Below are 12,272 nucleotides of genomic sequence, written 5' to 3' on the forward strand. Positions count from 1 at the left end.
CGCCGGTGCCCGGGCTGTAAGCCCGGAGACCGGCGTCGCAGGGTCGCCAGTGGTCTACTGCTGGGCGAGGCCCTTTTCCTTCAGCCACGCGTCGGCGGCATCTTTCGGGTTCTGTTTCTGGCTGCCGCTGACGGCACGGTTGAGGTTGATGAGGTCTTCCGTGGTGAGGACCTTGGACACGTTGTTGAGGGCTTCCTTCGCCTTGTCCGTCATCTTGGCCGTGTTGTAGAGCGGCAGAACCTGCTGGGCGATGAAGTTGTTCTTCGGATCCTCCAGCACCACGAGGTCGTTGTCAGGGATGGACGGGGTGGTGGTGTAAATGTCCGCGACCTGGACCTGGTCCGAGAGCAGGGCCTTGAGCGTGACGGCGCCGCCGCCGTCGCTGAACGGCTCGAGTTTCTTGGGCACGCAGTTGTAGTTCTTCGCCAGGCCCGGCAGGCCGTAGGCGCGCTCGGCGAAGGTCGCCGGGGCGCCGATGACCAGATCGCCGCAGACCTTCGCCATGTCTTCGATGGACTTCAGCTGGTGCTTCTCGGCCGTGGCCTTGGTGACCACCATGGCGTCCTTGTCCTCGGCCTTGGAAGCATCCAGCACGGCCAGGCCCTGCGGGAGCTTGGTCGGGAGCGCCTTCGCGATGTCCTCGGCGGAAACCTCGGTGGCGTCCTTGTTTACGTACAGCAGCAGGTTGCCGCTGTAGTCGGGAACGGCGTCCACCGAGCCGTCCTGGACTGCTTTGATGTAGACCTCGCGCGAGCCGATGTTCGGCTTGGTGCTGGCGGTGACGCCCGCGGCGTTCAGGGCGCCGGCGTAGACCTCGGCGAGGATCTGGCTCTCGGGGAAATCAGCCGACCCGATCACCAGGGCACCGCCGGAACCGGAGGCGGCACCGCTGCTGGCCGGGGCCGAGCTCAGCGGGTTTGATGAGCCTCCGCAGGCGGACAGGGCCATGGCCAGGCCGACGCCGACGGCCAGGCCGCCGAATGCGCGCCGGCCAAGGCCTCGTTGGCGGGATTCCTTCATGACGTACCTCCTTGAACAACAGTCTCCGCGATCACGGGGTCTGTGAGATCAACCGCAGCCTGCTGGCTGCGGTTCGGCTTGGATGAGGCGCCCCGTGACAGGAACAGCCTCTGAATAAGGGCAAGGATCAGGTCGACGCTGATGGCAAGGGCGGCGATCAGCAGCGAGCCTCCCAGCATTTGCGGGAAGTCGGAGAGCACGAGCCCGTCGAACAGGTAACGGCCCAGGCCGCCCAGGTTGATGTAGGCGACCACGGAAACGGTGGCGATCACCTGGAGCACCCCGGTCCGGAACCCGCCGTACATCACCGGCAGCGCGTTCGGGAATTCCGCCCGGAACAGGACCTGCCACTCGGTCATGCCCATGGCGCGGGCGGCATCCACCACGTTGCGGTCGACGCTGGAGATTCCGGCATAGGTGCCGGCGAGCAGCGGCGGCACGGTCAGGATCACGAGCGCCCAGATCGGCGGCATCAGCCCGATACCGGCGAGCAGGACGAACAGGGTGAGCAAGCCGAGGGTGGGCAGGGCGCGCAGCGCGCCCGCGACTGACACGATCGCAACCCGCCCGCGGCCGGTATGCCCGACGAACAGGCCGATCGGGACGGCGATGGCGATGGCGATCACCATCACCAGGCCCGTGTAGAACAGGTGTTCGGCCAGGCGCACCGGGATTCCGGCGCTGCCGGACCAGTTCTCCGGATCGCTGAGCCAGGCAAAGGTGTCCGTGACGACGTTATTCACGCGTTTCCCCCTCCGGTCTTGGGACGCGAAAACCGCATCGCCGCCGCGGCGGGGCCAGTCTTGTCCGGGCCTGCGCCCGAACCGGTGCCGCCACCCGTGGCCGCCGCGGCCCGGGTCCAGGGCGTCAGCAGCCGTTCAAGCAGCACGAGGACGGCGTCCATCAGCAGCGCCAGGAGAAGGATGGCGATGATGCCCACCACCACTTCGGTGACGAAGTCACGCTGGAGGCCGGAGGTGAAGAGCATTCCGAGGTTGCCGATGCCGAGCAGTGCCGCGACGCTGACCAGCGAGATATTGCTGACCGAGACCACGCGCAGCCCGGCGAACAGCACCGGCAAGGACAGCGGCAGGTCGATCTGCATGAAGCGGGCGAAGGGTTTGAACCCCATGGCGACGGCGGCCTGCCGTAGGTCCTCGTCCACCGAGTCGAAGGCATCCAGCGTGGCGCGCACCAGCAGGGCGATGGCGTAGATGGTCAGGGCCACCACCACGTTGACCGGATCCAGGATCCGGGTCCCGAGGATGGTCGGCAGGATGATGAAAAGCGCCAGCGAGGGGATCGTGTACAGCAGCGAGGACCCGGTGAGCACCACGGATCGGAGCCCGCGGCTCTGCCGGGCGAGCTGGGCCAGCGGAACGGCTATGAGGACCCCGAACACCATCGGCAGGATGGCCAGGATGAGGTGCTGGCCGGCGAGGCTGAAGACTTCCGCTCTGTTGGCCAGGAACCACTCCATCAGAGCCCTCCGTGCCGGACGTTGCGGTCTGACTCGATGACGGCGAGGACTTCGGCGGCTCCGATGACTCCGGCCACCCGGCCGTCGTCGTCCACGGCGACGCCAAGGCCCGAGGGTGAGGACAGGGCCGCGTCCAGTGCCCGGCGGAGCGTGTCCCCCTTCCGGAACAGGGAGCCGCCGGGAACCATCGCCGGGGCGGTTCCGGTGGCGCTGCGGGGCCCGGCCCAGCCCAGGGGCCGGAGAGCTTCATCGACCACCAGCTGCCATTCATCGGAGCTGCCCTCAGCCCTGAGCTGATCGGGCGTGAGAGTGGGGACGGGGTGGATGGTGACACCGTCGGAGGGGCTGAACGCAAGGTGCCGGAAGCCGCGGTCACGGCCCACGAAGGAGGCCACGAACTCGTTCGCCGGGGCCCGCAGGATCTCCGCCGGGGCCGCGTACTGCGCCAGCTTGCCGCCGACGGCGAACACGGCCACTTTGTCGCCCAGGACGGTGGCCTCGTCGATGTCGTGGGTGACGAATACGATCGTCTTGGCCAGGTCATGCTGGAGCCGGAGGAGCTCCTTCTGGAGTTCATCGCGGACCACCGGGTCCACGGCGCTGAAGGGCTCGTCCATGAGCAGCACCGGAGGATCGGCCGCGAGTGCCCGGGCCACGCCTACGCGCTGCTGCTGTCCGCCCGAGAGCTGGGACGGGTACCGCTTGCCGAGCGAAGAGGCCAGCCCGACGACGTCGAGCAGTTCCTGGGCGCGCTTGCGGGCGTCGGCTTTGGACACGCCGTTGAGCCGGGGAACGGTGGCGATGTTGTCCAGCACGGAGCGGTGCGGCATCAACCCGGAGGACTGCATGACGTACCCCATGGACCGCCGCAGCTGCGCGGCAGGGATTGAAGTGACATCGGCCCCGTCCACGGTGATGACGCCGGACGTGGGCTCCACCATGCGGTTGATCATCCGGAGGGACGTGGTCTTACCGCAGCCGGAGGGTCCGACGAAGACAGTGATGGCGCCCTTATCGATGGACATGGTCAGCCCGTCAACGGCGGCCTGACCGCCCTGGTACTGCTTGGTGACGTTCTGGAACTCGATCATGGCTTCGGCCATTTCCGGGCTTACCTAACTGTTGGCGGCAACATTGGTCGGGCCAGCGCACTGTTCGTCAGTGTGCTGGCCATAAAGCAGTTAGCTCATAGACTAACCAGCACCCCGGACTATGTCAGCGGCGCGGGGCTCCCATAAGGCTTCGGAAGCACAACGATTTTGGATGGGTGGCGCGCCGGAAATCCTTCCGGCGCACCACCGCCGCCCTTGGCCCACCCGGCGGTGTGCTTCAGCGGGGCCGCCGCGCACCCTTCGCGCCGCTGTTTTTTCTGCCGTGACCGCCCTTTCCGCCGCCGCCGCCGTGCGCGTTCTCGTGGTTGTCCCGTTCGGCCGACCGCTGGCTCTTGCCCGCTACGGCGATCTTCTGGTGCCATTCGCGCTGGTAGGCGCGCCGCGCGGCCGCGTCGTGGCGGCGCGCCAGGGCGGCGAGTTCGCGTTGCAGCTTCAGGTAGCTGGCCCACCGGCGGTCCTCCAGGACGCCGTCGGCGAGCGCCGCCTGCACGGCACAGCCGGGCTCCCGGCCGTGCGCGCAGTCCGAGAAGCGGCAGTGCTCGAAGAGCTCTTCGAGGTCGCCGAACATCTCCTCCATTCCTCCCTCGGCGTCGAAGACCCCGAAGCCGCGCACCCCCGGCGTGTCCATCAGGACGGCGCCGCCGGGCAGGGGAACGAGCGCGCGGGACGTGGTGGTGTGCCTGCCCTTGCCGTCGCCCGCCCGCACTGCCCCCGTCTCCTGGGCCGGGACGCCGGCGAGGGCATTGATGAGCGTGGATTTTCCGGCGCCAGAGGGCCCCAGCAGCACCAGCGTGCCGCCGGGCGGCAGATGGCCCAGCACTTCGTCGAGGCCATCGCCGTTCTCGGCAGAGGTGGTGACGACGTCGACGCCGGCTGCCTGGCGCACGACCGTCGCCACGACGTCGTCCGCGAGGTCCGCGATGTCCGCCTTCGTGATGATCACGAGCGGTGTGGCACCGGAGTCCCACGCCGCAACCAGGGTCCGTTCGAGCCGGTTGTGCGTGAGCGGACGATCCACCGGAACGACGATCCCGACGACGTCCATGTTGGCGCCAAGGACCTGCGCCTCGGACGAGGCCTCGAAGGCACGCTTGCGGCTCAGCTCCGAGTGGCGGGGCAGGATGCCCACAATGGCGGGCTCCCCCGCCGCGTTCGGACCCAGCCAAACCCAGTCCCCGGTGGCGGGAAGCTCCCCGCCGCGCGGGTAGGGCAGGTGGGCGGTTCCGCCGCCCTCAGCCACCAGGACGAGGTTGCGGTCCACCCGGATGACGCGGCCCGGGCGGTCGCCTCCCGGCACCGGCTGGGCCGCGAACCGCTCGGCGACGCCGGCCGTGTAGCCGTAAAGGACAGGACCTTCGGGGCCAGCCTCATCGGAGGGCCCGGACGTATGAGGCACAGATGAATGAGGTTCGGATGAATTAGTAATGATGGCGCTGCCGGCGCCCCGGGATGCAGGATAAATGGTCAACGAAAACCCTTTGGTGGGGCCCCGTGGTGCGGCGCATTGCAGCTGCGGCGGTTTGGATGCCGCGCGCGGAGACTAGCGCTCGATGGCTAGGCTGCGCCGTGGGACGGGGCAGGAATAATGACATGGCGTGTATCGGTGCGCTGCGCGCTCAGAAATATCGCATTCATTGCTTCCACCTCCCCGTCGATTGCCGGCCTGCTGCGGCCGGCGGTTTCTACAGGATAGCCATGGTGCCCGTGCCTGGCCAGCGGTTTAGCCGGAAAGTTTTCCGTTCAGCGGCCGCTCACGGTACAGACGCAGCCCGGCATCCACGAGCGAGACCCGGTTCAGCTGCGCCACCTCATCCAGCGGAATCCAGGCCGCGTGGGTGGTGCTGCCGTTCACTTCGTGACGCAGTTCCCCGCCCGTGATCGTCGCCTCGTAGACCAGCCGGAGCGACTGGAAGTCCCGCACGCCGCCGTCGAGCCGGACTTCGGACGGCCAGTGCCCGACGTCGATCCCCAGCATGGCGCCGACCTCGGCGTCGTAACCGGTTTCCTCGTGGATCTCGCGGCGGCACCCGTCCACCGGGTGTTCGGCCAGGTCCAGGCCGCCGCCGGGCAGCGTCCAGCCCTCGCGGCCGTCCTGCTTCCAGTACGCCAGGAGGATCCCGGCGTCACGGATGATGACGGCGTAGGCCGCGGGCCGGGTGTCGAATTGCATGCTCATCCCCCCAGCGTAGTGGCCGGCGGATCGCCCCCGACTACTCCTGTTCCGCCACCAGCTGCAGCACCCCGAAGACCGGCTCCTGCGCCAGGACCCGGACATCGGTGATCCCCGCGGCGGCCAGGGCCGTGCGGAACGACTCCTGCAGCCCCGGCACGTTCATGCCGAGTCCGCCGCCCAGGATGACGGGGCCCTCGATGCCGAGCTGCCGGACGGTCTGCGCGGCGAGGTCGGCGAGGTCGCGCCCGGCCTGTTCCATGAGGGCCCGGCTTGGCGCATGCCCGGCGTCTGCAGCCTCCACCACGAGCCGCGCCCGCTGGGCCCAGAACCGGCGCCCGGTCTCGGGCGAGTGGAACATGGCGATCAGCTTGTTCGGGTCATCCACCCCGGAGGATGCCAGCAGGGCCGTGCTGAGTTCGTCCGGTTCCAGCCCCTGGTTCATCCGGCGCAGGCTGTGGCGGACGGCCTCCCGGCCCAGCCAGTAGCCGCTGCCTTCGTCGCCGAGCAGGTAGCCCCAGCCACCGGCCCGGGCCTCCTCGCCGCGGCCATTCTTGCCCCACGCGGCCGATCCGGTGCCGGCGATGACGGCGACGCCGGTGCTGGCGCCGCCTGCGGCGAGCAGCAGCCGGGAGTCGTGGACCACCGTGATCCGGGCGCCGGGTACGTGCGGGGCAATCAGTGCCGCGAGCGCCGCGGCGTCATCACCGGTGTCGATGCCGCCGGCTCCGGCGTAGACCTGGGCGACGTCTCCCCCGCCGATCCTGGCGAAGAGTTCCGCCAGGTTCAAGGCGGCTTCCTCGGGGCTGACGTTCTGGACATTGGAGCTGCCCACCGATTCATCGGCCACGGGCGCGCCGCCTTCGAACCTGACGCCCCGGGTTTTGGTGCCGCCGATGTCCAGGCCGATCACGGCACCCGTCGTCGCCGTGGCAGATGGCGTGGTGGAAGATGGAACGGAGTCCGCCGCCGGCGGCGTGTCAGTGTTAGTCACTGGAACAGGTTACTGAATCGCTGCAAGGAGCCCGCAATGCCCCACGATCTTTTCGGCACACCCGTCATCGCGGCGCCCATGGCCGGAGGCACCTCCACAGCGGCCTTCGTCGAGGCCGTGCACCGCGCCGGCGGGCTCGGCTTCCTCGCGGCAGGCTACAAGAGCGTGGCGGCCATGCAGGCGGAAATCAGCACCCTCCGGGAGTCCGGCGCCCGGTTCGGCATGAATGTATTTGTCCCGGATCCGGCCCAACTGCCGCCCTCCGCGGCGATGCTGGCGGAGCTCGAGGAATACCGGCTTCAGCTGCGCACCGACGCCCGGCGCTACGGCGTGGAGCTCCCGCAGTTGCGGCTCGACGACGACGACGAATGGCAGGGAAAGATCGATGCCCTGCTCTCAGACCCGGTGGAGCTGGTCAGTTTCGCTTTCGGGCTGCCCGGCCCGGACGTCGTTCGGGCCCTGCAGCGGGCGGGATCGGCGGTGCTGGCCACTGTCACCACCGCGGCCGAGGCCGTGCAGGCGGCAGGGCAAGGCGTGGACGCCCTCGTCGTGCAGCACACGAGCGCCGGCGGACACAGCGCGGCGTTCCTCCCGGCCCCGGAGCCGCGACCGGCTTACGCGGCGCGGCCGGGCGGCACAACGGCGCAGCTGCTCGCCGGGGTGCGGTCCGCCGTCGACCTCCCGCTGGTGGCTGCGGGCGGCATCATGGATGCGGCCGGGCTGGACGCCGTGCTGCGTGCCGGGGCCGTCGCAGCCCAGCTCGGCACCGCGTTTCTCCGCACTGACCAAAGCGGCGCCAAGCAGTTGCACAAAGATGCCCTGGCCGATCCGCATTTCATCCGGACCCGGCTGACGCGCGCCTTCACCGGCCGGCAGGCACGGGCCCTGGAGAACGAATTCGTCCGCGACCACGCCGAGGCGCCGGAGGCCTACCCTGCCGTCCACCACCTCACGGCGCCCATCCGGGCCGCGGCCACCGCAGCCGGCGACGCGGAACGCCTGAACCTGTGGGCGGGCACGGGCTGGCAGAAGGCACACGCCGGACCCGTGGCCGCCGTCGTGCACGGGCTGCTCGCCGGCCGCTGACCGCAGCCGACCCCCGTCAGGACCCCGAAGTCGCCTGAAACGTGCCAAACCGCCGTCACCTTACGGCGACCTCGGGGCCAACCGGCGACCTGAGCGCACCGGCCCCGGCGCACCAGCTCCAGCCCCGGCGCACCTGCCCCGGCGCTCCGGCACCGGCCCGGCTCAGCCCGCCGAGCGTTCGCGCACGAAGCCTGCCAGGAGCGCCGGACCGTCGCGGAGCACGAATTCGCGGAACAAGCGCACGGGATCGGACTCGGCATCGGCCACGGCATTCCGCGAAACCGGCTCCCGCCACGCGAGGCCGATCTCGCGGAACGCCAGGTCTGAATCCAGGGGAATCTCCACCCAGCCGGGCCCGCCGTCGTCGGCTTCGGCGCCCCGCGACGGATGGTGGCTGTTTTGTGCAACTCTGCCGGGTGCGGAGCCGCCGGGCGGCAGGATGCTGACGCCGAGCCCGGCCGAGACGAGGCCGCGGACGGTGTGCGAGTCCTGGCTCTCGAAGGCAATGCGCGGACGGAACCCCGCCTCGCGGAACAACGCGTCGGTCAGCGAGCGCATGCCGTAGCCGGACCCCATCGCCACGAAGGGCTCCTGCCGGATCTCGGCAACCTTGGCCCTGCGGCGGCCGGCCAGGGCATGCCGGTGGTGGACCACCAGGCGCAACGGTTCGCGGTACAGCGCGGCCGAACCGATTCGCTTGCTGGGTGTGGCAACGGGTGCCGTGAGCGCCACGTCGGCGGAGCCCGCGGCCAGTTCCGCGAGGCAGCCGTCCCGTGCACCCTGGCTGAGGTCAAAGGCAGTCTGCGGGTGCCTGCTCCGGAACGCACTGATGAGCAGCGGCAGCATTGCCTCGCCGAAGGTGTGCTGGAACGACACGGCGATCCGGCCGCGGACCACCTCCGATTCGTGCCTGACGCTGTCCAGCCCCGTCTGGAATTCGGCCAGGGCGGCCTCGATGTGGGGCATGAGCGCCTTCGCCGCTGGCGTCAACCGCACGCCCCGGCCGTCCCGGATCAGCAGCTCCGTCCCCACGATGGCGCTCGCCCGCGCAATGGCACGGCTCACGGTCGACTGCGGCAGGCCCAGGAGCTCGGCCGTCTCGGTGATGTGCTCCGTCCGCCCCAGTTCCGCCAGCAGCGGCAGCAGGGGCAGCAGCTGCACGAGCTGCCTGTGTTCGACGTCCATGTTCCCCTCCGGCACTGATCCATATTTGCTATCTATTCTATGGAAATCATGCATTGGAAGCATCCCTCGGGCAGGCTTTAGCGTAAAGACATGCCACGCATTTCCGCACCCACCGGCACCAGCCCACGCCCCGCGGCCAAGAACGCGGCCAAGGACGCAGCCAATCTCGCAGCTGATCCTGCAGCTGACGCTGCCGGATGGGCGGGCCATCCGAAAGGCTCCACGGCCTACCGCCGGATCCTCGCCGGGCTTGCCTTTGCCGGCGTCGCAACCTTCGCGCAGCTTTACTCCACCCAGGCGGTGCTCCCGCTGCTGGCGGCGGATCTTCGCGTCTCGGCCGCCGAGGCCGCGCTGACCATCTCCCTGGCTACGGTGGGGCTGGCCTTGACGGTGCTCCCGTGGTCCTTCCTGGCCGACCGGATCGGCCGCGTCCGGGCAATGATGTGGGGCATCTCCGCGGCCACCGCCCTGGGCCTGCTGGTCCCCCTGGCCCCCAGCTTCCCAGTACTGCTGTGCCTGCGGATGCTGGAGGGAATGGCCCTCGGCGGCATCCCGGCGATCGCGATCGCGTATCTCAACGAGGAAGTCAACAAGGCCCACGCCGCCGTCGCCGCCGGGAGCTATGTCGCCGGGACCACCCTGGGCGGCCTGGCCGGTCGGCTGGTCGCCGGGCCCGCGGGCGAACTGTGGGGCTGGCGGGCCGCGGCCCTGGCGGTCTCCGTTCTGGCCACCGGAGCGGCAGTCCTGTTCCTGGTTCTGGTGCCCCGGGCCAAGGGCTTCGCCGCCGCGGCCGCGGGCGGCTTCCGCGGGGCCCTTCGCACGCTGGCCGGCCATGGCCGCAATCCCCGGCTCCTGGCCCTGTACGTCCAGGCATTCCTGCTCATGGGCGGTTTCGTGGCCGTCTACAACTACCTCGGATTCCGGCTCTCAGGGGAACCGTTCAGCCTGCCCGCCACCGCGATCAGCCTGATCTTCCTGGCCTACCTCTCCGGAACCGTCTCGGCGCGCTGGGCAGCGGGCCTGACGTCGCGGTTCGGCCGGCGCACCGTCCTGATCGCCGGCACCGCACTGATGGCAGGCGGCCTGGCCCTGACGCTCACGGAACAGCTGGCCGCGATCCTGGCGGGATTGCTGCTGTTCACGGGCGGCTTCTTCGCGGCACACAGCATCGGCTCCGGCTGGACCGGACTGATCGCCACGACGGGCCGGGCGCAGGCCGCCTCGCTGTACAACCTGGCCTATTACCTCGGCTCCAGCGTGCTTGGCTGGGCCGGCGGCCTGGTCTTCCAACGGTTCGGCTGGACAGCCCTTGCGCTGACTGTCATCGGACTGGCCGGCGCGACGGCGGCAATCACCGCCGTCGCGCATCCCGCGCCGGCGCCCGCAACCGGCAGGGTCACGGCATCGGGCTAGGCACCGGACCCCCGGGCTACCGCGTAGCCTCGATCGCCTGCAGGAGGTCGGCGACGATGTCGGCCGGGTCCTCCAGCCCCACCGAGATCCGCAGCAGGTTCGCGTGTGGCTTGGCCGCGGCTTCGACCGGCCGGTGGGTCAGGCCCGCCGGGTGCTGGATGAGGGTATCGATCCCGCCGAGGGACACGGCGTGGGTGATCATGCCGACGGCGGCCGGGATCCGCTCGGCGTGCTCGGCGCTGGCGAGCTCGAAGGCCATGAGCGATCCCGGCCCGGACATCTGTGTGCCCACGAGGCCCTGCGGGTCGCATTCGGCCAGTCCCGGGTAGTAAACCCGCCTCACGAGCCCGTGCCCTGCCAGCGCAACAGCGACTTTTTCGGCGCCGGCCTGCTGGGCGCGGACCCGGACCGGGAGCGTTGCCAGCCCGCGGTGCAGCAGGTACGCCGGCCACGGGGTCAGGATCCCGCCGGTCACGGCCCGGATCTGGCGCAGGCGCACCGCCCATTCAGAGCCTGCGGCCACCACGCCGCCCATGGCGTCCCCGTGGCCGCCCAAGAACTTCGTGGCGCTGTGCAGCACCATGGCCGCGCCGTGCTTGAAGGGTTGCTGCAGTACCGGGCTGGCGAACGTGTTGTCCACCAGGAGCGGCACACCGTCGGCGGCGGCTGCCACGCGGGCGATGTCCACCAGCTCGAGGGTCGGGTTGGCCGGCGTCTCGAGGATCACCAGGCCGGTGTCCGGCCGGAGTGCGGCGCCGACGCCCTCCGGCGTCGTGAAGGTGACCTCGTTGCCTAGGACGCCGGAGGCCAAGAGGTAGTCGCTGCCGCCGTACAGCGGACGCACGGCGACAACGTGCTTCTTGCCCGCGGCCACAACCGCGAGGAGCACCGCGCTCAGCGCCGCCATTCCGGTGGCAAAGGCGACAGACTCGGGCGTGCCTTCCAGGACAGCGACGCCTTCCTCGAAGCGAGCCACCGTGGGGTTCCACAGCCGCTGGTAGACCGTGCTTTGCCCCTCCACATGTGAGCCGCCGGTGGCCATGTGCTCGTAGGCAAGGCCTCCGTCGTGCACGGACGGCAGGGGCGCCGTCGTGGACAGATCGATGGGCACCGCGTGGACGCCCAGTTCCGTGAGCCCGCTCCGGCCTGCGTGGACCGCCAATGAATCTTGAGAAAGCACCCTAGCTCCTTACGAATATTCACCATTGAATTCCGCAAGTATCTGGCAATAATTCGCGCTTTTGTAGGGGTTCTGAATGGAACTGTCGGATAACGCCGTTTATGATGAACGGAGAACACTACTAGGAGGATCCGTGAGCAGCACTGCGAAGAATGTTCGGCCGGGAGCCAGCGAACCGCTGGACGCGATCGACGAGCGCCTGCTCGCTGCCCTCGTCGCGGACGCCCGCATCTCGAACAAACAGCTGGCAGAGCTCGTGGGGATCGCGCCGTCGACCGCGCTGATGCGCACCCGCGCGCTGTCCGAGCGCGGCATCATCGAGGGCTTCGAGGCCAATCTGAGCCTGTCCGCGATCGGGCGTTCGGTCCAGGCCCTCATTGCGGTCCGGCTCCGGGCCCATGACCGCGAGCAGATCGACCGTTTCACTGCCCGGGTGCCCAAACTGCCGGCAGTGCTCTCGACGTTCCACACGTCCGGGTCGGTGGACTACCTGCTGCATATCGCCGTCGCCACCACCGAGGACCTCCGGGACTGGGTTCTGGACAACCTGGCCACCGACCCCGTGGTGGGCCACACCGAAACCACGCTGGTCTTCGACCACATCCAGGGCAACCACGGCCCGCTGCCCTAAC

General features: G+C 69.5%; 12 protein-coding genes. 3 read left to right on the top strand and 9 right to left on the bottom strand.

Annotation, left to right across the window (positions count from 1 at the left end):
- Positions 1 to 54: 54 nt before the first annotated feature.
- The 7 genes from ARTB_RS13050 to ARTB_RS13080 form a co-directional block, all read right to left on the bottom strand.
- Positions 55 to 1,020, bottom strand: a complete 966-nt coding sequence (locus ARTB_RS13050; RefSeq protein ID WP_243180982.1) for an ABC transporter substrate-binding protein — start codon at positions 1,018 to 1,020, stop codon at positions 55 to 57.
- A complete protein-coding gene (locus ARTB_RS13055; RefSeq protein WP_223913873.1) occupies positions 1,017 to 1,763 on the bottom strand; it encodes an ABC transporter permease in 747 nt (248 codons plus the stop codon). Before ARTB_RS13055 ends, ARTB_RS13050 begins: the two co-directional genes overlap by 4 nt.
- A complete protein-coding gene (locus ARTB_RS13060) occupies positions 1,760 to 2,500 on the bottom strand; it encodes an ABC transporter permease (protein WP_243180985.1) in 741 nt (246 codons plus the stop codon). Before ARTB_RS13060 ends, ARTB_RS13055 begins: the two co-directional genes overlap by 4 nt.
- Positions 2,500 to 3,603, bottom strand: coding sequence for an ABC transporter ATP-binding protein (locus tag ARTB_RS13065; protein ID WP_279294247.1), 1,104 nt, complete (start codon positions 3,601 to 3,603; stop codon positions 2,500 to 2,502). The genes ARTB_RS13060 and ARTB_RS13065 overlap by 1 nt, the downstream gene beginning before the upstream one ends.
- 226 nt (positions 3,604 to 3,829) lie before the next feature.
- The gene (rsgA, locus tag ARTB_RS13070) at positions 3,830 to 5,008 is read right to left on the bottom strand and encodes a ribosome small subunit-dependent GTPase A (RefSeq protein WP_243180986.1); all 1,179 of its coding nucleotides are present in this window, start codon (positions 5,006 to 5,008) and stop codon (positions 3,830 to 3,832) included.
- Between the two features lie 324 nt (positions 5,009 to 5,332).
- Positions 5,333 to 5,788, bottom strand: a complete 456-nt coding sequence (locus tag ARTB_RS13075) for an NUDIX hydrolase (protein ID WP_028275721.1) — start codon at positions 5,786 to 5,788, stop codon at positions 5,333 to 5,335.
- Positions 5,789 to 5,822: 34 nt separating this feature from the next.
- Positions 5,823 to 6,776 (bottom strand): N-acetylglucosamine kinase, encoded by a 954-nt coding sequence (locus tag ARTB_RS13080; RefSeq protein WP_439954130.1) that lies wholly within the window; start codon positions 6,774 to 6,776, stop codon positions 5,823 to 5,825.
- A gap of 36 nt (positions 6,777 to 6,812) precedes the next feature.
- Between ARTB_RS13080 and ARTB_RS13085 the strand changes: the two genes are divergently transcribed.
- The gene (locus tag ARTB_RS13085; RefSeq protein WP_243180989.1) at positions 6,813 to 7,862 is read left to right on the top strand and encodes a nitronate monooxygenase; all 1,050 of its coding nucleotides are present in this window, start codon (positions 6,813 to 6,815) and stop codon (positions 7,860 to 7,862) included.
- 162 nt (positions 7,863 to 8,024) lie between these two features.
- Here the strand turns inward: ARTB_RS13085 and ARTB_RS13090 are convergent, their stop codons facing one another.
- The gene (locus ARTB_RS13090) at positions 8,025 to 9,047 is read right to left on the bottom strand and encodes a LysR family transcriptional regulator (RefSeq protein ID WP_243180990.1); all 1,023 of its coding nucleotides are present in this window, start codon (positions 9,045 to 9,047) and stop codon (positions 8,025 to 8,027) included.
- A 90-nt stretch (positions 9,048 to 9,137) separates the two neighbouring features.
- Between ARTB_RS13090 and ARTB_RS13095 the strand changes: the two genes are divergently transcribed.
- Positions 9,138 to 10,460: an MFS transporter gene (locus ARTB_RS13095; RefSeq protein ID WP_243180992.1), complete on the top strand. Its 1,323-nt coding sequence runs from the start codon at positions 9,138 to 9,140 to the stop codon at positions 10,458 to 10,460.
- A gap of 16 nt (positions 10,461 to 10,476) precedes the next feature.
- Here the strand turns inward: ARTB_RS13095 and ARTB_RS13100 are convergent, their stop codons facing one another.
- Positions 10,477 to 11,640: a trans-sulfuration enzyme family protein gene (locus ARTB_RS13100; RefSeq protein ID WP_243180994.1), complete on the bottom strand. Its 1,164-nt coding sequence runs from the start codon at positions 11,638 to 11,640 to the stop codon at positions 10,477 to 10,479.
- A gap of 133 nt (positions 11,641 to 11,773) precedes the next feature.
- Here ARTB_RS13100 and ARTB_RS13105 point away from each other — a divergent pair, with 133 nt between their 5' ends.
- Complete coding sequence (locus ARTB_RS13105) at positions 11,774 to 12,271, top strand: Lrp/AsnC family transcriptional regulator (RefSeq protein ID WP_018773770.1); 498 nt, start codon at positions 11,774 to 11,776, stop codon at positions 12,269 to 12,271.
- The last annotated feature ends 1 nt before the right edge of the window (position 12,272 follow it).

Origin of the sequence: Arthrobacter humicola, from assembly GCF_022803015.1 — a bacterium.
Classification (GTDB): Bacteria; Actinomycetota; Actinomycetes; order Actinomycetales; family Micrococcaceae; genus Arthrobacter; species Arthrobacter humicola_A.

Excerpts from the sequence above, each read along its gene's own strand:
- ARTB_RS13075 (WP_028275721.1), bottom strand. The coding sequence starts at position 5,788 with ATGAGCATGCAATTCGACACCCGGCCCGCGGCCTACGCCGTCATCATC.
- ARTB_RS13085 (WP_243180989.1), top strand. The coding sequence starts at position 6,813 with ATGCCCCACGATCTTTTCGGCACACCCGTCATCGCGGCGCCCATGGCC.
- ARTB_RS13050 (WP_243180982.1), bottom strand. The coding sequence starts at position 1,020 with ATGAAGGAATCCCGCCAACGAGGCCTTGGCCGGCGCGCATTCGGCGGC.
- ARTB_RS13090 (WP_243180990.1), bottom strand. The coding sequence starts at position 9,047 with ATGGACGTCGAACACAGGCAGCTCGTGCAGCTGCTGCCCCTGCTGCCG.
- ARTB_RS13065 (WP_279294247.1), bottom strand. The coding sequence starts at position 3,603 with ATGGCCGAAGCCATGATCGAGTTCCAGAACGTCACCAAGCAGTACCAG.
- ARTB_RS13095 (WP_243180992.1), top strand. The coding sequence starts at position 9,138 with ATGCCACGCATTTCCGCACCCACCGGCACCAGCCCACGCCCCGCGGCC.
- ARTB_RS13060 (WP_243180985.1), bottom strand. The coding sequence starts at position 2,500 with ATGGAGTGGTTCCTGGCCAACAGAGCGGAAGTCTTCAGCCTCGCCGGC.